This window comes from Desulforhopalus glucosivorans (assembly GCF_054397165.1).
In genome coordinates this window covers 2,371,356-2,392,835 of the sequence record NZ_AP044854.1, presented here as the reverse complement: position 1 = coordinate 2,392,835, position 21,480 = coordinate 2,371,356, and the positions used below count along the sequence as shown (strand labels likewise).

The 21,480-nt window shown below is 43.3% G+C and carries 18 protein-coding genes; 12 read left to right on the top strand and 6 right to left on the bottom strand.

Annotation, left to right across the window (positions count from 1 at the left end):
• The first annotated feature begins 214 nt into the window (after nucleotides 1-214).
• The gene (locus ACX6CI_RS10300) at nucleotides 215-1,624 is read left to right on the top strand and encodes a sigma 54-interacting transcriptional regulator (RefSeq protein WP_458778077.1); all 1,410 of its coding nucleotides are present in this window, start codon (nucleotides 215-217) and stop codon (nucleotides 1,622-1,624) included.
• A 157-nt stretch (nucleotides 1,625-1,781) separates the two neighbouring features.
• On the opposite strand, the gene ACX6CI_RS10295 is transcribed toward ACX6CI_RS10300, so the two are convergent.
• Genes ACX6CI_RS10295 through trpB form a run of 3 tightly spaced genes read right to left on the bottom strand, consistent with a single transcriptional unit; the run spans nucleotide 1,782 to nucleotide 5,658 of the window.
• Nucleotides 1,782-3,560 carry a M3 family oligoendopeptidase gene (locus tag ACX6CI_RS10295; protein ID WP_458778076.1) on the bottom strand — a complete coding sequence of 593 codons (1,779 nt, stop codon included), beginning with the start codon at nucleotides 3,558-3,560 and terminating at the stop codon, nucleotides 1,782-1,784.
• 48 nt (nucleotides 3,561-3,608) lie between these two features.
• Entirely contained in the window at nucleotides 3,609-4,373 is a 765-nt protein-coding gene (gene trpA / locus ACX6CI_RS10290; protein WP_458778075.1) for a tryptophan synthase subunit alpha, read from the bottom strand.
• A 55-nt stretch (nucleotides 4,374-4,428) separates the two neighbouring features.
• Entirely contained in the window at nucleotides 4,429-5,658 is a 1,230-nt protein-coding gene (gene trpB / locus ACX6CI_RS10285; RefSeq protein WP_458778074.1) for a tryptophan synthase subunit beta, read from the bottom strand.
• A gap of 180 nt (nucleotides 5,659-5,838) precedes the next feature.
• Here trpB and fliW point away from each other — a divergent pair, with 180 nt between their 5' ends.
• On the top strand, nucleotides 5,839-6,276 hold the full coding sequence (gene fliW, locus ACX6CI_RS10280; protein WP_458778073.1) for a flagellar assembly protein FliW: 438 nt from the start codon (nucleotides 5,839-5,841) through the stop codon (nucleotides 6,274-6,276).
• 20 nt (nucleotides 6,277-6,296) lie between these two features.
• Here fliW and ACX6CI_RS10275 read toward each other — a convergent pair whose 3' ends face one another.
• Both ACX6CI_RS10275 and rsmI read right to left on the bottom strand, forming a co-directional pair.
• Entirely contained in the window at nucleotides 6,297-7,907 is a 1,611-nt protein-coding gene (locus ACX6CI_RS10275) for a hypothetical protein (RefSeq protein ID WP_458778072.1), read from the bottom strand.
• A complete protein-coding gene (gene rsmI, locus ACX6CI_RS10270; RefSeq protein WP_458778071.1) occupies nucleotides 7,907-8,761 on the bottom strand; it encodes a 16S rRNA (cytidine(1402)-2'-O)-methyltransferase in 855 nt (284 codons plus the stop codon). The genes ACX6CI_RS10275 and rsmI overlap by 1 nt, the downstream gene beginning before the upstream one ends.
• A gap of 208 nt (nucleotides 8,762-8,969) precedes the next feature.
• Between rsmI and ACX6CI_RS10265 the strand changes: the two genes are divergently transcribed.
• Both ACX6CI_RS10265 and ACX6CI_RS10260 read left to right on the top strand, forming a co-directional pair.
• Nucleotides 8,970-10,148: an SO_0444 family Cu/Zn efflux transporter gene (locus tag ACX6CI_RS10265; protein ID WP_458778070.1), complete on the top strand. Its 1,179-nt coding sequence runs from the start codon at nucleotides 8,970-8,972 to the stop codon at nucleotides 10,146-10,148.
• A gap of 121 nt (nucleotides 10,149-10,269) precedes the next feature.
• On the top strand, nucleotides 10,270-11,400 hold the full coding sequence (locus ACX6CI_RS10260) for a 6-phosphofructokinase (RefSeq protein WP_458778069.1): 1,131 nt from the start codon (nucleotides 10,270-10,272) through the stop codon (nucleotides 11,398-11,400).
• 120 nt (nucleotides 11,401-11,520) lie between these two features.
• Here the strand turns inward: ACX6CI_RS10260 and ACX6CI_RS10255 are convergent, their stop codons facing one another.
• Complete coding sequence (locus ACX6CI_RS10255; protein WP_458778458.1) at nucleotides 11,521-11,724, bottom strand: DUF2180 family protein; 204 nt, start codon at nucleotides 11,722-11,724, stop codon at nucleotides 11,521-11,523.
• An 844-nt stretch (nucleotides 11,725-12,568) separates the two neighbouring features.
• Between ACX6CI_RS10255 and ACX6CI_RS10250 the strand changes: the two genes are divergently transcribed.
• From ACX6CI_RS10250 to ACX6CI_RS10215, 8 genes are all read left to right on the top strand, one after another.
• Entirely contained in the window at nucleotides 12,569-13,558 is a 990-nt protein-coding gene (locus ACX6CI_RS10250) for a hypothetical protein (protein ID WP_458778068.1), read from the top strand.
• Nucleotides 13,559-13,962: 404 nt separating this feature from the next.
• Complete coding sequence (locus ACX6CI_RS10245; protein WP_458778067.1) at nucleotides 13,963-15,627, top strand: PocR ligand-binding domain-containing protein; 1,665 nt, start codon at nucleotides 13,963-13,965, stop codon at nucleotides 15,625-15,627.
• Nucleotides 15,628-15,941: 314 nt separating this feature from the next.
• Entirely contained in the window at nucleotides 15,942-16,580 is a 639-nt protein-coding gene (locus tag ACX6CI_RS10240; protein ID WP_458778066.1) for a response regulator, read from the top strand.
• Between the two features lie 191 nt (nucleotides 16,581-16,771).
• Nucleotides 16,772-17,878: a glycerol dehydrogenase gene (locus ACX6CI_RS10235; RefSeq protein WP_458778065.1), complete on the top strand. Its 1,107-nt coding sequence runs from the start codon at nucleotides 16,772-16,774 to the stop codon at nucleotides 17,876-17,878.
• A gap of 131 nt (nucleotides 17,879-18,009) precedes the next feature.
• Nucleotides 18,010-18,297, top strand: coding sequence for an ethanolamine utilization microcompartment protein EutM (eutM, locus tag ACX6CI_RS10230; protein WP_458778064.1), 288 nt, complete (start codon nucleotides 18,010-18,012; stop codon nucleotides 18,295-18,297).
• Nucleotides 18,298-18,327: 30 nt separating this feature from the next.
• Nucleotides 18,328-19,131: a propanediol utilization microcompartment protein PduB gene (gene pduB, locus ACX6CI_RS10225; protein ID WP_458778063.1), complete on the top strand. Its 804-nt coding sequence runs from the start codon at nucleotides 18,328-18,330 to the stop codon at nucleotides 19,129-19,131.
• Between the two features lie 12 nt (nucleotides 19,132-19,143).
• On the top strand, nucleotides 19,144-20,811 hold the full coding sequence (locus ACX6CI_RS10220) for a propanediol/glycerol family dehydratase large subunit (protein WP_458778062.1): 1,668 nt from the start codon (nucleotides 19,144-19,146) through the stop codon (nucleotides 20,809-20,811).
• Nucleotides 20,812-20,822: 11 nt separating this feature from the next.
• The gene (locus ACX6CI_RS10215; protein ID WP_458778061.1) at nucleotides 20,823-21,470 is read left to right on the top strand and encodes a propanediol/glycerol family dehydratase medium subunit; all 648 of its coding nucleotides are present in this window, start codon (nucleotides 20,823-20,825) and stop codon (nucleotides 21,468-21,470) included.
• Nucleotides 21,471-21,480: the final 10 nt, after the last annotated feature.

Genomic DNA, 21,480 nt, shown 5'->3' with positions numbered 1-21,480 from the left:
TGTTATTATGTTGAATGGTTTGAGTGTGTAGCGTCTGTGCAGCTGGGCGATGAAACATCTTATCTAAATATAATATCAGCTCATTTTTGAAAGTTTATACATAAGAGATACATTTTAATTCATTTCTGTTTGAATTTAAGTGTAATCTTTCGTATAACATAAGTAGTTAGTTACAAAATTGAAATAACATTTACCGTCTTGTAATACAAATCCTATGTATAATATCCTTATATTCGATAGTTCGGGAAAGAGTCAGCCAACATTGACGTCGGCTCTAGAAGATCGTGCACGGCTCACAAGCATAACCAATGAAGGCTCTTTCCTGGAAGAAATTAAATCAAGACAGTTTGATTTGATCTTCCTGGATAATGGTTCGATGAATGGTCGCGCTGTTAAGCTGCTTGAGAATATGCGTAGTAAAGATCCGTTCCTGCCTATAATCATGACCAGCGATACTGAAAAAGCAGAAATGATTGTACAGGCCATGAACAGCGGGGCCAGTGATTTTTTAATACACCCAATTTCAGCCACTCGGGTCAATATATCATTTGATAAGGCAATTGAAATCCGTGATCAACGATTTGAGATTGCCTACCACAGAAGAAAACAGGATGTGGTGTATGATTTTAAGGATGTCGTGGCTTTTAGCCCCAAGATGAAAACCATCCTGAAAAGTCTGGAGCGCTTTGCAAAAACGGACTCCACAATTCTTATTACCGGCGATACTGGTACTGGTAAGTCTTTTCTATCAGGTACGGTTCATTTTAATTCACCTCGTAGAAAAAAGCCTTTTGTTAAGATAAACTGTGCAAACATTCCAGAAGATCTGCTTGAATCAGAGCTCTTTGGTCATGAAAAGGGTGCTTTCACCGGGGCTGACAAACAGCGTATAGGCCGGTTTGAACAGGCAAGCGGCGGCACCATCTTTCTTGATGAAATTGGTGAGATGAATTTGAGCTTGCAGACTAAGTTACTGAGAGTTCTGGAAGAAAAGTCATTTGAGCGGGTAGGTGGAAATAAGACTATTTACTCCGATGTTCGGATAATAGCTGCTACAAATAAAGACCTGGTCAAGCAGGTGGCAGAAGGGCATTTTAGAGAAGATCTCTATTACAGGATTAATGTTCTTCCTGTGACTCTTCCTTCTTTAAGGGAGCGACCAGAGTGCTTGATACCTCTTGCGGAGTTGCTCCTTAATAAATGTTGTACATCCATGCACCGTGAGATTGTAGGCTTTACAGATGATTCGATTGCTAAGATTGAAAGTTATGACTGGCCTGGCAACATCCGTCAGTTGGCGAACACCATTGAACGAGCAGTGATTTTAGAAGATGGTAATAATATTCACTCAGAGAATTTAGCTCTGCCTGAAAAAATTATGAAGCAGCAGGTAACTGATGTAGTTGCGACTCAAGAAACAGTCGAGGTTGAACTTTCAGGCAATGAACTGAATGGTTCCCTTGCAGGACAAGAAAAGGATTTGATTCTACGGGTTCTGGAAGAATGTTTGTGGGTACAAAAAAATGCGGCCCAGAAACTTGGTATTAGTCCCAGGGCCTTGAATTACAAAATCAGTAAATTAGGTATTACTCATCCTCATTGGCGACGCAACAAACGTACTTGAGAGAATGTTCTTTCGAAGTCTACGCTATCTGACGATACTCTTCTTTGTTTGTGACAAAATAATGCTCGCCATATGTTATATATGGCTGCGTTTATTTGGTCACAAACGCCCCGATTATAATCAAAATCATCATTCTCAATAACTTTCGAGTAACTACCTACTCAACTTCCTTCAAAAGTTCCTCAATCACATCTAATCCACCCTGCCAGAAATTCGGATCGTCGAGGTCAATGCCGAATGGTTCCATGAGTGTGTATGGAGAGAGTGAGCCTCCTGCTGAGAGGAGTGTCACATATTTGTCCACAAAGCTATCCCCCTCTTTTTTGAAGATTCCGTAGAGTGCCAGTACCAGCAGCTCGCCAAAGGCATATGAATACACATAACCTGGGGTGGAGAGAAAGTGTGGTATGTAGGACCACCAGATACCATAGTCTTCTCGTAGCGTGACAGAATCCCCAAACATTGCTCTCTGGGTTTCAAGCCAGTATTCACTCAACTGCTCACTGGAGAGTTCACCGTGGGTGCGGCGGCCCTGGTGCATGAGTTCTTCAAAACGGTTCATGGCGGTCTGCCTGAAGACTGTTGCGAAGATTGACTCCAGCTTCTGGCAGATAAAGGCGCGACGCTCATCTTTATCTTTAAGGAGTTCAAGCTGGCTGTTAAAGACCAGGAGTTCGGCAAAAACAGAAGCCGTTTCAGCAAGGGGCAGTGGAGTGTTGCTGTTAAAGTGTCCTGTACCTGCGGCGAGTACCTGGTGTACTCCATGGCCTAATTCATGGGCGACGGTGGAAACGTCTCTTAAATTCCCAGTATAGTTCACCAGGACATATGGGTGGACTTCAGGCACACAAGGGTGTGCAAATGCTCCACCACGCTTTCCCTGGTTAATTGGGGCGTGTATCCACTTCTTGTCAAAAAAATCAGCTGCAATTTCTGACATATTGGGTGAGAAGGCGCTAAAAGATTTGAGTACAATCTCTTTACACGACGGCCAGTCCACCTTTGTGAGCGGTAGAGACGGTAAGGGCGCGTAACGGTCAAAATCTTCTAGGGTTTCAAGACCGAGTATGTTTTTCTTAACCCTGTAGTAGCGCTGAACTATATCGTATCTCGAGGTCACCGCTTCAACAAGCGTCTCAACGGTTGAGTCCTTGAGTTCATTATCAAGGTTCATGGAACTGACCCAGCTGTCATGGTGCCGGAGCTTGTCCATCACCATTTTATCGGCTGCCAGAGTGTTGAAGATATGGGTCAGGATATGGCTGTTTGCCTGGAGACCATCAGTGAGCTCATCTGCTGCTATGTTGCGAACCTCTCTTGACTCGCTGTAAAGATCTGTGAGAACTTCCTCTTCAGTTCGTTGTTGCTCCCCAAACCTGTAGCTGCTGAGTACCTTGTTAAACAGTGTTGTCCATGATCTTCTGCCAGAAACCTCTTTTTCAAGAAGAATTTTTTCTTCTACTTCTAAGAGTTGATGGGGGCGATGTTTTCTAAGAGATGAAAGATAGTGGCTGTATTTTTCAAGACTGCTATCTCCTATAATACTGTTTGCCTGTTCATCGCTGAGACTATTCCACTCAAGTTCAAAGAATACAGTATCTGTGCCACATTTTGAGTCTATTTCCCGGATACGTTGATCAAGGGCACCGGCCTCGGCATTAGCCATCTGGGTGGTGAAGTTTAAAAAGGAGTATGTCGCAAGTTTTGAGAGTCTGCAATCTAGGCTCTCAATTCGAGTGACCAGTTGAAGAAACTCCTCTCCACCGAGAGAGGCCATCTTTTGGTAGTAGGCATCACGAATCGCTACTGCTTCAGTTTCACACCAGTTAATATCACTATCTATTGCCGGGTCCTCTACACTGCTATAGAGGTCGCCGAGGTTCCAGATGATATCTGTTGTCTTTAACTGTTCATTAAGAGGATTGGTCTCTGTCATTTTTATCTCCAGATGTTGGCTGTCCTATACTCGTGCAATGTCAAATTATTAACGAAGGCCTGCGATAAAAGGCCCAACCGCTTCAGTTCCTTTTTCGTCAACCAGGCGGATAGTCTGAGAGCCGATAACGGCAATGTCGGCCTTGCCTTTAAGGGTTTCTACATCGTCCTTGTCCTGAATACCAAAGCCTACAGCAAGGGGCAGGTGAGTTGCAGCCTTACACCGTTCCAGGTAACTGTCAAAATCATCATCAAAGGAAGATTTAACGCCGGTAACCCCACGCCTTGCAACACAGTAAATAAAACCGTCTGCGTGGTCGTTCAAGGTTTTCATCCGCTTGTCGGTGGAGGTTGGGGCGTAGATAAGAATTGGTGCGACCTGATATTCTTTTGCCAGCTTGAAAAAATTCTCTCCCATTTCAGGGGAAAGATCAGGGATAATGAGTCCCTGGATGTTTGACTTTTTACAGTCCTGAAATAACCGTTCTTCACCATATTTGTATATGATGTTGTAGTAGGTCATAAAAAGAAATGGAATGTCGTATTTAGCAGCCATTTCGGCACCAAACTCGATACACTCTTTAACTGTAGTACCAAGGGCCAGGCTATCCTGATTGGCCTTTAATATTACAGGACCATCAGCCATGGGCTCTGAAAAAGGAATTTGCATTTCTATGCAATCAACTCCATTTTCAACCATCTGGGCGACAACCTCTCTATTGGCTTCAAAAGACGGGTAACCAAGTACTATATGGGTCATCAGGAGAATATCTTTTTCCTGAGATTTTTCACGTAAAGTTTTTTCCAGTAACATAAGATTTATTCCAAATATATAGTGTCTTTACAAAGACTTCGATCAGTAGTGAGATTTATTTGTTGTATTCTTTGGCTCGGTCAACAATAAAATCCTTCCATGAAGGATCATCGAAGGCGTGGGCGATGGTGAAAATATCTTTGTCACCTCTACCGGACTGATTAATAATAATAGCCTCGTCTTTACTCATGTTTGGTGCTTCTTTGAATGCCTGGACAAAGGCGTGGGTGGATTCAAGGGCAGGGATGATACCCTCCATTTTCATGGTAAGATCAAGAGCCTGCATAACCTCGTCATCTGTTGCTGATTCAAAGCGCACCCTCTTTTTCTCCCAGAGGTCAGATAAAATGGGACTCACGCCAACATAATCAAGACCTGCCGAGACAGAATGGGTCTCAAGCATCTGGCCCTCATCATTTTGCAGAAACATGGTCTTGTACCCTTGCGCAATCCCTGGTGTGGCATCATTACCGCAAAGCCTTGATGCATGAAGGCCAGAATCGAGTCCCTTACCACCAGCTTCAACACCTATCAGTTCAACGTTGCTGTCGTCTAGAAACCCTTGAAAAATTCCCATTGCATTGGACCCCCCACCGACACATGCATATACGCGTGCAGGAGGTTTACCGTGGCTTGCAAGGATTTGTGATTGAGCTTCCTGGCCTATTATGGATTGAAACCATGAAACCATTTCAGGAAAAGGTGCAGGTCCACAGGCAGTGCCGAACACATAGTGGGTAGAATCTACATTGGTGACCCAGTCGCGAAAGGCTTCATTAATAGCATCCTTTAAGGTTCTGGAGCCATCTTTTACAGGAATTACAGTCGCACCCATTTTTTCCATCCAGAACACATTAGGACGTTGTCGTTGTACATCGACTTCACCCATGTAGACGGTGCACTCAAAGCCAAATTTTGCAGCCATGGTGGCGGTTGCAACGCCGTGTTGTCCTGCACCTGTCTCTGCAATAACCCGTTTTTTACCCATTTTTTTGACGAGTAAACCCTGGCCCATTACGTTATTGGCTTTATGGGCACCTGTATGGTTGAGGTCTTCGCGCTTAATATAAATCTTAGCTCCGCCAAAATGTTGAGTGAGATTTTCAGCGTATGTGAGGGGTGTTGGTCTGCAGGAATATGATCCCATGAGATTGACATACTCTTCCCAGAAGGCGGGGTCTTTCCTGGCGGCAGCGTAACTGATTTTTAGCTGTTCAAATGTTTCATGTAGAATTTCAGGGATAAATGCTCCGCCCCAATTACCAAAATAACCTTTTGTGTCCATTCTCTACTCCGTCGTCTCGTGCCTATAGTGAATTTATCTGCGAATTTATCTGCGAATTGTATAAAGTTGTATCAAATTGTTGTTTCATCAGGGAAAAGGTAATAATTACTTGGCTCTCTGTCAGAAAATTTGATAAGCTACTTAAAATAATATAAGAATTTTCTGGCTAAGGAGGATCGTATGAAAAAAGATGGAGATGTCAAAGACAGTCCCGCAGTCAATGCTGATAAGATCGTAACTTTTCCCCTGGGAATTCCGGGATTTGAAAAATACACTACTTATGTCGTTTATCACAAGGAAGAAAATGGATTAGGTGCGTATTGGCTGGAATCTTGTGACGATGACTCCATAACTTTTACCCTGGTTGAGCCCGAGCAGTACGGTCTGAGCTATGAGCTGGAACTCAGCGACGAAGAATTTGCAACACTTGAGGCTGATTCGGCTACAGATCTTGGTATCTTTATGGTGCTCTCTAAAAAGAAGGACCAACAAACTGGCGGGGAATCAATTAACGCCAATATTCGCGGCCCCATCGTTATCAACCCTAAAAAACGTATAGGTATTCAAAAGGTAATAACCCGCCCAAAAACGAACACCACCATTATGGATGGTATGTAGTACGATTACTCTGGTGTACCTTAGCCGAGTTGTTCTCTACAGACTGCCGCGAAATCTTCCGGGTAGTGTCCGTTGATAAAGCGGTGCTGGGCTTCACTGAAAGCTCCCGGCGATTCAGGCAGTCTTGGTAGAAAAGCGTAGAGTAACGGTTGGACTAGTGGGGTTTTCTGGTAGAGACGTTTTGAATACTCTATTGATGTAACCATTTGCGCCCCCAGGCCGGCAAGAGCCTTTTGTGCTTTGTAGATGCCGGTGTCAAGAGACTCCCGTACAGCAGTATCACATTCGAGAATATTTCCAGGACAATTTGTTTTTCCACTGATACGAGGCATGAGTTGTAACTCCCACTGGGATGTCTGTGCTTTGGGGACAAATAATATCACATGCTCATCCTTATATACAATGAGATCGGAGCTTAAATCTCCCCGTTCATCCATTCTCCTGTTGCCCAAAATAGCTTTTTGATAATCGATAAAGAACTCACTGTTGTATTGAGCTCGATACTGCTCAATGACCTCGGTGATCAGATCTCCACAACAGTAGGCGGACAGGTTTCCTGTGGTCTGAGTTGTGCCGCCCCGGTATTCGGTGACAGTCTCGGGGACCATAGCGTACTGTTGGTGTATCTGCTGGTGTGAGGCGTGGAGACGATACCCTGTAGGGGCGTAATCAAAGCCAAAGTTCCATCCCCATAACGTGGCCTGCCCGTTTTGGGATGTGGTGATTTTGTCTGCGATATCGAGCCGTAACGTTTCCAGCTCATGAACATTGAGTGTACGGTTGTTCCCGGGAATATCTATGCCAAGGGATTCTGCTAAGCGCACAAAGGTACGCTGGTAGTAGAGATGTCTTGAACCGCGCAAGTCTTCTCTTTTTAGATCGCGGGTGGAATACCTTATGGCATCATCGGCCATGTTCGCTGCATAGTGGCCGCCCGCTATATACGAATTGCGGCGGAGGTATTCGTATACATGGGTTGAGTCATTTTCACTGTAATCGCCAACGATTTCACTTCCGCCCTGGGCTCCCGGTCTGATAACCATTGCAATCTTATACTGGTCGGGGAGGTTTGGGTTGTTGGCTACAGCCTCAAAAAGCAGGTGGTTGTGGATGACGGGGCGAAGGTCACCCTTGCCACGGTCTTTGTATCTCAGACCGGGAATGTTTTCATTAATTTCCACAAACTCGCAGCTGATTTTGGCAAGACGCACGAGATCTTCGGCGTCGGTAGAACTCGTTGCAAGACCAAGTAATAATGGTTGCGGTAGCTTTTCGATAATTGCGGGATCAATTCTTTCCTCAGCAAGGGTTGAGGAAAGTGAGACAGTTTCAGGAGCCTTGATACAAATTCTGTCATAGTTTTCAGCACTACTGTCCGCCCACTCCTTATCTATAAAGGTGCGGCCGTTGAATGGAAAAGGATTGGGGATTTCGAAAATCCAATCGGCACCGTCAACGGTTACGTTGAAGTCAGGGTAGTTTCTGCTGTTTTCAACAACCGCCCCATGGAGATCTTTTCCAAGGGTATCAAGAACCTTTGTATCTCTTAAGTTGGTGACACTATAGGATGGTTTGTGGATTCCGTACTTAAATTCACCTTCGGGAGTAACGCAGCTTTCTATTCGTTTCATTATTTTTGTTTCCATAGACTAAGAGCCTGCTGATAAACATTTGATTTGGACACACCGAGATCAGTCGCGAGTTTTTTACTCACATCTTTTAAACTGAGATCTGAATTGTCGCGGTACCAGCAAATAAGTTCTTCAATGGTCTCACCGGTAACGTCTTCTTTTTGGCCAGGGTGGATGATGAGGACAAACTCACCTTTTATCTGCTTTGATTTTGCTTTTTCCAGCAGTTCGGAGAGCTTTGCACTTTCAAGATCTTCATAGGATTTTGTGATTTCCCTGGCCCAGAACGCTAACCTGTCTCCATAAACCTCCATGACCTCGGTAAGAAAGCCTTCAATACGCCGTGGAGACTGATAGAATACAACGGGATATTCACAGTTCGTAAGAGAATTGAGTAGTTTTTGCCGCTGCCCTTTCTTGGCCGGCGGAAAGCCGATAAATAGAAAACCATTGCCGGTGTAGCCAGAAGCAGACATTGCTGTCGTTACAGCTGACGGTCCTGGAAGTGGGACCACTGTTACTCCCTCCAGGTGAGCGTTTTGCACAAGAATTGCACCGGGATCAGAAATTCCGGGGGTACCAGCATCACTGATGAGCCCGATATTTTTCCCTTCTTTTATAAGCTGGATGAGGTAGCTACTCTTCTCTACCTCTTTTTCTCTGTAGTAGCTGGTCAGATGGGTGTCTATGCCAAAGTGGTTAAGGAGTCTTTTACTGTGCCGTGTGTCTTCTGCCGCAATAAGGTCGACTTCTTTTAATATTCTTAAAGCACGAAGGGTAATGTCCTCAAGATTTCCAATGGGAGTGGGAATAATGTAGAGACATCCCTGATTATCTGGCGCGGCAGTTTCCATGTTTTTATATGAGTATTATTAGTTGGGAAAATAATTTCGTAAAAATAGTCATTATGGTCAATTGACCGAGAAATTGCATCCAGTTTTCTTGACTGATATGAATTTTGTGTGCACTACTATGTAGTAGGTGTTGGCGGGGTCTCTTCTCTGTTTGTCCGATGAAATTTCACCAATTGTTAATCATACCCTAACGAAAGAAGGTTAAATAATGAGTTTTGTGGCAGCGTTTACAGCTGAAGTTTGGTCTATTCTTCTTGATTCCTCGTTTTATATCCTGCTTGGCATTGTTATAGCGGGTTTATTGAAGGTGAGTCTCAATCCAAACACTATTCTTGAACACCTCGGAAAAGGACGTTTCTTGTCTGTTGTGAAGGCTGCATTCTTTGGTGTTCCGCTGCCATTGTGATCGTGTGGCGTGCTGCCGGCGGCAGCATCACTGAGAAAGCAAGGGGCCAACAAGGGAGCAACAACGGCTTTTTTAATTTCAACTCCGGAGTCTGGGGTTGATTCCATTGCCGTAACCTATGCACTGCTCGATCCCGTTATGACCATTGTTCGTCCTGTCGCTGCTTTTTGTACAGCAGTTTTTGCAGGGTTTGCAGAAAATATATTATTCTGGGAGAAAAAACAACAGGACGTTGTGGTGGACCGTAGTTGCCCGGTTGATGGTTGTTGTGATGGTGTGGACTGTCCCGATGAAGTGCACCGACATCACCACACGTATAAAGAAAAAGTAGTGGCCGGACTCAGGTTCAGTTACCAGGATGTGTGGGGCGATATAGCCGTCTGGTTTTTTATAGGGGTCTTAATTGCGGCGTTTATCACCGTGCTGGTACCTGATGAGGTTATGACCACCTTTCTAGGCGGCGGTTTAAGCTCAATGCTTGTTATGCTGTTGGTAGGAATACCACTTTATATATGTGCAACTGCGTCAACACCAGTAGCGGCCGCATTAATTTTGAAAGGTGTGAGTCCTGGAGCCGCCCTTGTGTTTCTGTTGGTGGGACCTGCAACCAATGTAACCTCACTTTCGGTGCTTATTGGTGTGTTAGGTAAAAAGAGCAGTCTCTTATACCTTGCATCACTCTCATTTTGCGCTGTCATGTTTGGGCTTGGAGTCGATTGGTTATACCAGGCGCTTAATATCTCACCTAAGGCTATCATTGGAGATGCTGTTGAAGTTATTCCACATAGTGTACGGTTACTATCCGCATTTATTTTGCTCGGTTTTTCAGTCAAACCACTTCGATTTTATATTAAGAAGCTGATTGCACCTAAACCTAAGGAGAATACGTTTATCAGCGGATTTCCCGTATTGAGAGAGCATGATTTGCAACGGAGTAAGGTTGAAAAGGATCCGGGACATCACTCCCACAAACACCAATGATTTAAATGTGTAATCCACAAACCATTTGAAACATAAATATTTGAAGTAAATAGCACAAACATGCATAATTAACGATATGCACTGAGGCATACTCGAAAAAACAAACCTGAAAAGGAGCACGATGAGTAAGCAATTAGGAATTCTTACGGCTGGAGGCGATAGTCCAGGATTAAATGCAGCTATTCGAGGGATAGGGAAGTCTGCCCTTGCTTTGAGTGATACACAGTTAATCGGTTTTCGGGATGGTTTTCGCGGGCTTATGGAAAATCGAATTATGCGTCTTGATCGTGAAACCCTCTCATCGATACTCACCCGTGGGGGGACCATACTCGGTACAAGCAGGGATAAACCCCATAAAATGCCGGTCGGTAGTGAGGTGATGGATATGACAGAGGTTATTTGTGATAACTATCGCCGGCATAATCTTGATGCACTTATCTGTATTGGTGGTGGAGGAACACAGAAAAATGCCTACCGCCTGGCGCAAAAGGGGTTGAATATTATTACCCTTCCAAAAACCATTGATAATGATGTTTCTATGACAGATGTAACCTTTGGTTTTCATACTGCCATGGAAATTGCGACTGAGGCTATTGATCGTTTACATTCAACCGCCCACAGTCACCATAGAATAATTGTGGTGGAAATTATGGGACACAATGCCGGCTGGTTGGCACTCGGTGCTGGAGTTGCTGGTGGAGCAGATGTTATATTGATTCCGGAAATTCCCTACGATCTTGATTCTGTAGCCCTTGCTATTCGAACCAGGAAACAGCGGGGGACTAATTTTAGTATTGTTGCAGTGGCTGAAGGTGCTCTATGTAAAGAAGGGCATGCGACTTTAATGAAATTAAAAGAAAAGAAAGTGGTCGCCAAAGAAAAGGGTGACTCAAAGGCGAGTAAAAAAGCCTCTGAAGCCCTGAAAGAATTCTCCAGGCAAAGGAATTCAAACACCGTTCGATTGACTGAAGAGCTTGAAAAAATGACGGAGCTTGAGTCAAGATTAACTATTCTTGGTCATTACCAGAGAGGTGGAACACCATCGGCTGCTGATAGGATGCTGGCAACACGCTTAGGCAGTGCCTGCGTTGACTACATTATGGAAGGGAAGTCAGGAGTTATGGTGGCAGTAGATGGTGAAGGAACTAAGGCTGTACCACTAGAACAGGTCGTGGGTAATAAAAAACTGGTACCACTGGACCATCCGTGGATAAGGGCTGCCAGAAATGTTGGAACCTGTTTAGGGGATTAAAATAGTGCTTTGATGATTATGTACGGGGTGAATGTCGCAGGCGACATTCACCCTTTTTTTATTCTGAGAACTTTTTCCATCTGAGCTGAGGAAACAGTCAGTTCAGGAGATTGTTAAAAATTAACTATTCAACGCAACATGACATGGATTGCATAATATTCGAGGCATCTTTTCAGCACGGACGATCTTTTGGGTACTGAACCCAAAATTTTTGACATCCTCGAGTGGCAAATCTTCTCTCACTAAATGTTCCTGACAAACACACATTCCACACGCAATACATACTGCTACTGCGGGAGTTTCTTTTCCTTCTTGAGCGCACATAAAACAGTTCATAACATTTCTCCTTTTTGTACTTTCCTCCGGAAGAGATGAATAAAAGCAGGAATCCGAAGTGTATTTTAAAATTAAGTATTTAGGATAAGCACAAAGATACTCATCCCGGCATATTTACTGGGGGTAGAGGTTAAGTGATGTAATTGATCTTTCTGTGATGGACTCTTGTTGTCAAATGAGTACAGAATCACACAATCTATTGGTGCTTATTGGTGCTTATTGGTGCTTATTGGTGCTTATTGGTGCTGATGTTGAGTTGTTTACCGAGACTACCAGCGGTGCATGTATGTCTATGTGTATATGTCAACATAGAAACAGAAAATAATGGTACAGACAATCCCGTAAAAGGAGGAAAAGTCTCACCCGAATTGGTTATATATGTGGGCAAAAGAAGGAGGAAGGTCGGTTGAGGGTGAAGTTGCTTTCCATTAAACGGTATATGGAACTCCCCACACTTTTGTCATTATCCATACCTTCTCAGCTCTTACAAACGGAGTAATCCTATTACGTTGGTCTGTTTTGTTAAAAGGGCAATTCGATAAAGAGAATAGCCCATATGTAAATACAGAATCTATTGTTCCAATGAATATTCCTTCCTTTTTCCATTTACCTCCCCTTTGGTCTCCCCTATTTAGGGGAGATTTTTCCTCCTTTTACGGGATTGTCTCACAATAAAATTTCTGGCTTTATACTGTGACTTAAAGCAGCGGCTAGTGTCAAACGTGTATATCAGATTCCTTACAGTTGAGTTATTGCAGTAGGTGAAAAGGCTAATAATAAAATTATGCAATTTCACGACTTGAATTAATTAACATATTAAAAAGGATCATTTATGGAAGCTATGAGCATGGCTACACTTTTATTGTGTTTTTGCGGAGGCGTGATCAGTGCTTCACTGGGCGCTATTTTCTCTTTTGTTATCTGCGGATTTCTTGTTCTCGGTGGCTGTATTATGGTGATGGCCGGAGGGAATGATTTTCTACTACTCCAGGTGGGGCTAGGGCCTGTATTTGGACCACATGCAGGTGGTTTTGCTGCTGGTGTTGCAGCAAGTACGTACGCTGCAGGGATGAAGGGGAACCACCCGACTGGTGCTGGAAAAGATGTTTTGGCAATGCTCACTGACACATCATGGGATGTGTTGCTTGTGGGAGGTGTTGCCGCTGTCTTCGGTCATGTAGTATTACAGTTACTTACTCAAATTCCTGTTATAAAAATGGCGGATTGTATCGCCCTTGCAGTCGTTATCAGTAATGTCACCTCACGGCTTCTCTTTCAAAAAGAGGGTCCATTCGGGTCTCGTGAATCCATAAAAGAACACGGACTTTTCGGTACTAATAATTTTGCTATTTCCTGGGTACCCTGGATGGCACCAGTATCCCGATCACTTCCCATTGGATTTGCAGTGGGCGCTTTTTCTGTGGCTCTTGCCATGGGTACAAAGGTGCATTTAACTCCATTAGTTGCTGCAGGTACTATATCCGCAACAGCTGCATTTGTTGTGCCCCTGATCTTGGGTTGGACCGTAGGTGTAATCGCTTTTCTACCTCTGTTGTTTGGCAATTCAGCAAGTAATATTAAGACACCGATATTCCATGGAATGGGTATTATTTCCGCATTGAGTTATCTGCTGTTTGGCGATAATCTTGGAGCTGAGGGCGCTATATTGCTGGGGGCAGGAGTGGGCATGGCTTATACCTTACTCCAAGAAGTAATGGCACGCTTATTCTATAATCACGGCAGTAATCACGTCGATCCACCAGCTTGCACAATTGCCACAGCAACATTGGTTTTAAATAGTATAAAGCATTTTGTTGGATGATTAAAATGAGAGGCCAGCTTCAAGTTGGTCTCTCTATTTTGTTCTATTTCAAAGTGTGTAAGTCTACGAGTTGATAGATGTAGAATTTAAATTTCCTGCCATAACCTGTTGAAGTAGCTGCAGAGAAATTTCCCGAGTATCTCCACTATGTTTCTGTATTTCTATACGTTTTACGATTTCAACTGTGCGATTGTTTCCAAATATATGGCTACAAAATTCTTTTGAGGAAATTTGTCACTGTAATCCAGGGAAGTATGAATGGATTATTGGAAAATATTTGAGTAGTTAAATGGTTGAAAAACTAATATGTAATTGTTGCCACGAAAAAAAAAGTGGTCCATGTTAGACATCTCTATGCAAGTTAAGTTGAGTTGACTCGTTAAATATTGCTCTAAGGTGTGAAGATGCTGGCTCTAAGTTTATTGGATTTGGTCGAGAAAGAAAAGCTCGACGAAATATTAGAGAAAATGACGATTGCCACTGGTGTGTCCTGTATAATTACAAACATTGATGGCACTCCCCTGACTACCCCGCAGAACTTTAGTTCGCTTTGCAGAAAATATTGTCGTTCAACTCCTGAGGGGATCAAAAGATGTCAGCAGAGTGATGAATATGGTGGTGTTACATCCGCAAAAAACAAAGAATTTGTTATTTATGAATGTTTTAATGCGGGGTTATTGGATAGTGCAGCACCTATCATTGTGAATGGCAAACATATTGCTTCTGTTCTAATGGGGCAGGTTCTTGATAAAAAGATTGATAGAGACGTTGCTATAGAGAGGGCACGCAGGATAGGAATAGTCGATATTGAAGGTTATTTACAGGAGTTGGATCAGGTGCCGATACTGGGTGCCGATCAGCTGGAAAAAATAGCTGGTCTTATGGAAGTAATTACTAGGACTATCAGTGAATTGGCCATCCAAAAACACCTAATCCTGAAACGTTCCAGGCGCTATCTGGAGAGGATGATTAATTCGGTCTCAGATTGTATTATTGCAACCGATGAAAAATCATTTATTACGATGATTAATGATGGTGGTGCTGAAATGTTTGGCTATAAGAAAGATGACATGATTGGTTTATCATTCAAGTCTCTTTTTGTCGATTTTTCCCCCATTGAGGTGTTCCAAAAGCATGTAGGCGATAAGGTGGAGGGGCAGTGCCGGATTGATCTTAATGCCTGTGCTGTGAATGATCGAACATTTCCAGTTCAACTCGCAGTTTCTAATATCACAAATGATGGGGTTGGTGAAGGTTTTGTAGCAGTTTTGCGAGATGTTTCAGAAGAAAAGAAGATGGAGATAATGAAAGAGGATCTGGTCGGTATGCTCACCCATGACATGGGCAATCCTATTCTTTCTATCCAGTCGGTATTACGTCTGCTTGTTGATGAAGAACTTGGTGAGTTGAATGATATTCAACTGGAAACTCTGCGCCTTGCTCTTGGAACGGGTAACCAGTTACATGGTATTGTAAGTGACTTTTTAGACATTTATAGAAGTGAAAATGGTAGATTTCTTTTAAGGAAACAGCTCGTTAATGTCGAATTGATACTGACAAAAAGTATTGAAATGGTAGAACTTTTCTCAAGAGAAAAAAATGTAGAAATAGTTCGGTTGTTTGAAGGAGATTCTTTTAAAGTTGACGGGGACTATACACGACTTTTGCGCACTTTCACTAATTTTTTAACCAATTCAATAGCGTATAGCCAGAAAGGTCAGACTGTCCTTGTGTCGGTAAAGAGGGCCAAATTAGAGAATCATTTACTTCCTGCAGCAGTCTCCAAAAAACTGGATACAAACCGTAACTATTGCCATATAAAAATAATAGATAGAGGGCCTGGGATTCCTCTCAAAATGCAGGAAAAAATATTTGATAAATTCTTTTCGATTAAAAATGGAAATGGACCGATCCAAGGTCGCAGCGGAACTGGGCTTGGTCTTGCATTTTGCAGGTTGGTTGTTCAAGCACATGAGGGTGTAATATGGGTTAAATCACCAGTAAATAAATACTCTGAAGAACGACGTCGTGGGAGTTGTTTTAATGTTATCCTCCCTCTTGTTGGTTGAACTGCAACACCCAATATTTTCTTGGACATTATCACTGTGCAGTTGAGCAAATGTTTTCAGTTGAGCCACTTGCAAAAGTGTCTTTGCGCCCAATGTTTTCGTTTTGTTCAAAATTTTATCCTAGGATTATTTACTCAATGCCTGCGGTAAAATTTTTCACAGGCCTTAATTTTGGACGAAAATCCTATTTTTGCAAAAGGCTCAGTTTAAAAGCTTTTTATCGCTATTCTATGGTATCTATGAGTGTAGATAATTGATTGTATGAACTAATCAGCTCGATACTCATCACCTGACAAGGAATTATGGAAAATAAAATGCCGATAAAGATATTTCTTGCAGATGACCATCCTCTGTTTCGCTCTGGTCTAAAATATAGCCTTGGAATGAAAAGTGATTTTATTATTCTAGGTGAAGCCTCTGATGGTTATACAGCCGTTGAAAAAATAAAAGAAGATAAGCCTGATATTGTTTTAATTGATTTAGATATGCCTGGACTTACGGGGATAGCTGCGATTCGTTTGGTAAAAACAATAATGCCGGATTTGATAATGCTCATTCTTTCAACGTACAGTGAAGAAAAGCTGGTACGTGAAGCGATGGCAGCAGGTGCTGATGGTTATCTATTAAAAAATATACCTCTTGAAGAATTGCAGAGCGTGATACGGCAGTATGTCAATGGTGAAACATGCTTTTCACCATATCTTGTGAATATTGGTTTGGAACAAAAACCGGTTATTAATACAGTTAAACCTGATGATTTCGGGTTAACTTCAAGAGAGCGTGAGGTCCTTGAACATCTCTCCCATGGGATTTCAACTAAAGACGTTTCCAAACAGCTCTTTATTAGTGTCGAAACAGTTAAGAGCCATATTAAAAATATCTATAAAAAACTTGGTGTTAAAAACAGGGTGGAGGCTGTAAAGAAGTTTTCTGACGTATCCTTTCTAGACTGACATATTCTCCCCTTCCTTGTTGTTTGCTCCCTCCTATATTCCCCCGTTTGGGGGATACTTTTCCCTCATTTGGGGAATTGTGTGACACAACCCAAACCACGTATAATCCGCACATCTTGAACTGATATAAACCAAAGCCGCTGGTTTATTAGATTAGGTTACATCAACTCCAAATAAGAGGGAGGTTCAAAATGAGCAGGATGTTATTGGCACCGGGGCGCTACGTCCAGGGTGCTGGAGCTATTTCTGAAATTGGTTCTTTTATTTCCAGCATGGGAAAAAAAGCACTTGTTATAGGTGGGAAAAGGGCTCTTTCATTATGTGGTTCCAAAATTGAAGCCAGTTTGGCGAGTGTTGAAGTGGGAGCAAAGCAGGAGCTTTTTGACGGTGAATGCTGTGATAAAGAGATTTTGCGATTGAAAGAACTTGCTATTGCAAGTGGTTGTGATGTTGTGATTGCAGTTGGAGGTGGAAAGGTTATTGACACTGGCAAAGCTGTAGCATTTGAAATGAATGTTCCTGTTACCGTTGTTCCAACAATTGCAGCAACAGATGCTCCTTGTTCTGCTCTTTCTGTAATCTACACAGAAGATGGTGTCTTCGATCGCTATCTGGTTGTTCCCAATAATCCTGATTGTGTTCTTGTGGATACTGCGATCGTAGCTGATGCTCCTGGCACTTATTTGGTGTCTGGAATGGGAGACGCACTGGCAACTTACTGGGAAGCGGATACCTGTAGCAGAAGTTGTAAGCCTAACGCTTTAACAGGGGCAACCCCTCCAACGCTCTCAGCTTTGGCACTTGCAAAACTGTGTTATGAAACTTTGCTGGAACATGGTTATGCCGCCAAGTTAGCGGTAGAGAAAAATGTAGTTACTGAAAGTGTTGAGGCCATTGTTGAAGCTAATACGTTGCTCTCAGGAATTGGGTTTGAAAGTGGTGGCCTCGCTGGTGCTCACTCTATTCATAATGGTTTTACTGTCTTGGAAAAATCCCATGGCAAGTTGCATGGAGAGAAAGTTGCTTTTGGTACAATTACTCAACTCTTTATGGAAGGCAGAAGCTACGCACAGATTGAAGAAGTGCTCGATTTCTGTATAAAAATAGGTCTGCCGATTTGTCTTGAAGATCTGGGAATTGATAACCCAACTCGTGAAGAAATCAAGGCTGTAGCAGTCGCTACTACAGCGGAGGGTGAGACTATTCATTCAACCTGGTTTCCCGTTACAGCTGAAAAAGTCGAAGCTGCTATTTGGGCAGCAGATGCCTATTGCAAACAATATAGGGACGGCAAGTAATCAGGTGTCTGGGTTCTGTATTTCATATGAAATTAATTAATTAATACTTTGCCGAATTGGCCAACTGGTTTGTTCGGGAATAAAAAATCGTATTATTTTTGTCGTATAACTACGTCTAATTGGAGGAAAAAATGGTTGGAAGAGAAGCGCTAGGAATGGTTGAGACCAGGGGACTGGTAGCTAATGTAGAGGCAGCTGATGCTATGGTGAAAGCTGCAAATGTAACACTTGTTGGGCATATGAAGATCGGTTCCGGTCTTGTCACTGCCATGGTACGCGGAGATGTCGGTGCTGTAAAGGCTGCAACTGATGCTGGTGCAGCAGCTGCTGCAAAGATAGGTGAGGTCGTGTCTGTGCACGTTATCCCACGACCACATACAGATGTTGAAACGATCCTGCCTAAGACCTTAGCAGAGTAAGTCGAATAACAGTTCATAAAGGAGATAATTATGCAGGAAGACATACTCAATGCTGTAATGAAAGAAGTAATGAAAAGAGTGGAAGCTCCAGAACAAAAAGGGGCAGAGTCCTCTGTTGAAAATATTGTTTCATGCTGTAGCGCAGACAGTCTTACCGAGTTTGTTGGTACCAGTGAATTTGGTGAAACTCTGGGACTGGTGATTGCAAATCTGGATCAAGAAATTCATACAGTTATGGGATTTGATAAAAAATATCGATCTCTTGGAATTATCGGCGCGAGAACAGGTGCCGGTCCCCAAATTATGGCTGCAGACGAAGCTATAAAGGCAACAAACACCGAAATTTTAAAAGTAGAACTGCCAAGAGATACAAAGGGTGGTGCAGGGCACGGATGTTTGATTGTATTTGGTGCTGAAGATGTTTCCGATGCTCGTCGTGCGGTTGAAGTGACTCTTGATAATGTACCTAAGTTTTTTGGAGATGTGTACGCCAATGATACCGGTCACCTGGAGTTGCAATATACAGCCAGAGCCAGCAAGTGTTTGTCAACAGTTTTTGGCGCACCAGAAGGAAAGGCTTTTGGTTTAATTCTTGGTGCACCCGCTGCTATTGGAATGCTCATGATAGATGCTGCAGTAAAGTCAGCGGACGTTGAGGTTCTTGATTATGGCTCCCCAGCACATGGAACGAGTATGAGTAATGAAGTGTATATTACAGTCTCTGGAGATTCTGGCGCAGTACGACAGGCAATCATTGCCGGTCGAGAAGTAGGTAAGCCATTACTCTCTGCATGGGGTCAGCCATGTCCATCTGCGCACATTCCTTATATTTAGGAGGGTAATCAATTGCAAAAAAGACAAAAGCGATTCGTGGCGTTGGAGGAACGGGCTGTTAATAAAGATGGTTTTATTAAAGAGTGGGAAGAAGTCGGGCTTGTAGCCATGGACAGCCAATACGATCCTCACCCTGGAATCAAGATTGAAAACGGCAAAGTTGTTGAGATGGATGGCATTCCAAGCGATTCATTCGATATGATCGATACCTTCATTGCCAACTATTGCATAGACACAAAGGTTGCCCAAGAGGCAATGGCTATTGACTCTACAGAGTTTGCCAGAATGCTGGTCGACATTCATGTCAGTAGAGCTGATATTAACCGTCTTGTTCCTGGACTGACTCCTGCAAAAATACTCGACATTTTGAAAAAAATGAATGTGGTTGAGTTGATGATGGCAATGCAGAAACTCCGTGCCAGACGTACTCCTGCAAATCAGGCTCATATAACAAACGTTAAAGATACTCCTGCTCTTCTCGCAGCTGATGCTGCTGAAGGTAGTTTTCGTGGATTTCAGGAGCTTGAGACCACAGTTGGTATCGCAAGATATGCTCCAATGAACGCCATAGCATTGCTTGTAGGTGGTCAGATCGGTTGCCAGGGTACTTTGACTCAGTGTGCAGTTGAAGAAGCTATGGAACTTAATATGGGTATGCGCGGACTGACTGCTTACGCAGAAACCGTATCTGTATATGGTACTGATCAGGTTTTTGTTGATGGTGATGACACTCCATGGTCAAAAGCATTTCTTGCCTCTGCATATGCATCCCGTGGTATCAAAATGCGTTTTACCTCAGGTACAGGTTCTGAAGTACAAATGGGGTATGCGAACAAGAAGTCGATGCTCTATCTTGAGATTAAGTGCATCATGGTCACAAAAGGCGCTGGAGTACAAGGACTGCAAAACGGTTCCATCAGTTGTATTGGTGTACCGGGTGCTGTACCGGGTGGTATTCGTGCTGTGCTTGCTGAAAATGTGGCAACAGTCCTTCTTGATCTGGAATGTGCTTCCGGTAATGATCAAACCTTTACCCATTCGCCCATCAGAAATACTGCCCGTATGTTAATGCAGTTTCTGCCAGGTACGGACTATGTCTTTTCCGGGTACTCAGGTGTTCCAAACTATGACAACATGTTTGCCGGCTCGACCCATGATTCTGATGATTTCGATGATATGCTGGTGCTGCAGCGAGATCTTCAAACAGACATGGCACTTCGCCCTGTAACTGAGGAAGATGTCATTGCCGTAAGAAATAAGGCGGCCAGTGCCATGCAGGCAGTTTTTAAGGACATCGGTTTACCTCCTATCACAGATGAAGAAGTTGAAGCGGCTACCTACGCCCATGGCTCAAAAGATATGCCAGACAGGAATCAGCCAGAAGATTTAAGAGCAATTGAAGAATTCTTAAATTCAGGGAAAACCGGTCTGGATATTGTTAGAGCTCTTTACAAGAATGGATACGTTGATGTCGCCGAATCAGTTCTTGGCATGCTTAAGCAGAAAGTCTCAGGTGATTATCTCCATACTTCTGCAATCGTAGATAAGGACTTCAAGGTGATTAGTGCGGTGAATAACCTTAATGATTACCAGGGGCCGGGAACAGGTTATCGACTGGAAGGCGAACGATGGGAAATGCTTAAAAACATTCCTCAGGCGGTCAGCCCTGAAGATATATAGGGAGAAGAAACATGAAACTGACTGAAGAAGTGCTCAAGCAGATCATAACAGATGTTGTTGCTCAGATGCAAAATGGCACAACTGGTAGTTCTGCTTCACTAAGTGTGGATACCGATAAACCACTTAATTTAATTGAGAAAGGTTTATCCGTTACTGGAAGTAGCCCCCATGAAGTTGTGGTTGGTATCCCTCCAGGATTTGGCGTAACACCGACTAAAACTATTATTGATATCCCCCATTCAGTTGTGCTCGCTGAAATAGCCGCAGGCATAGAAGAAGAGGGTTTGGCTGTCAGGTTTGTTCGTAACTATCAGACTGCTGATGTTGCTTTTATAGCACACGCTGCAGCCAAGCTGAGTGGCTCTGGAGTGGGTATTGGTCTTTTGTCCAGGGGAACAGCGGTTATACATCAGAAAGATCTTGCACCCCTTGAGAATCTCGAACTTTTTCCCCAGGCCCCTTTGATTGAAATAGAAACATTCAGGGCAATGGGAAAAAATGCGGCGAAGTATGCTAAAGGGGAAAATCCTTCACCAGTACCGGTTCGCAATGATCCAATGGCACGCCCAAAGTATCAGGGCTTGGCGGCACTACTCCATAACAAGGAAGTGGAGTTTTTGAAGCCTGAAAAACAGGTAGTTGAAGTGGTAGTGGGTTAAGCCCCTGCCA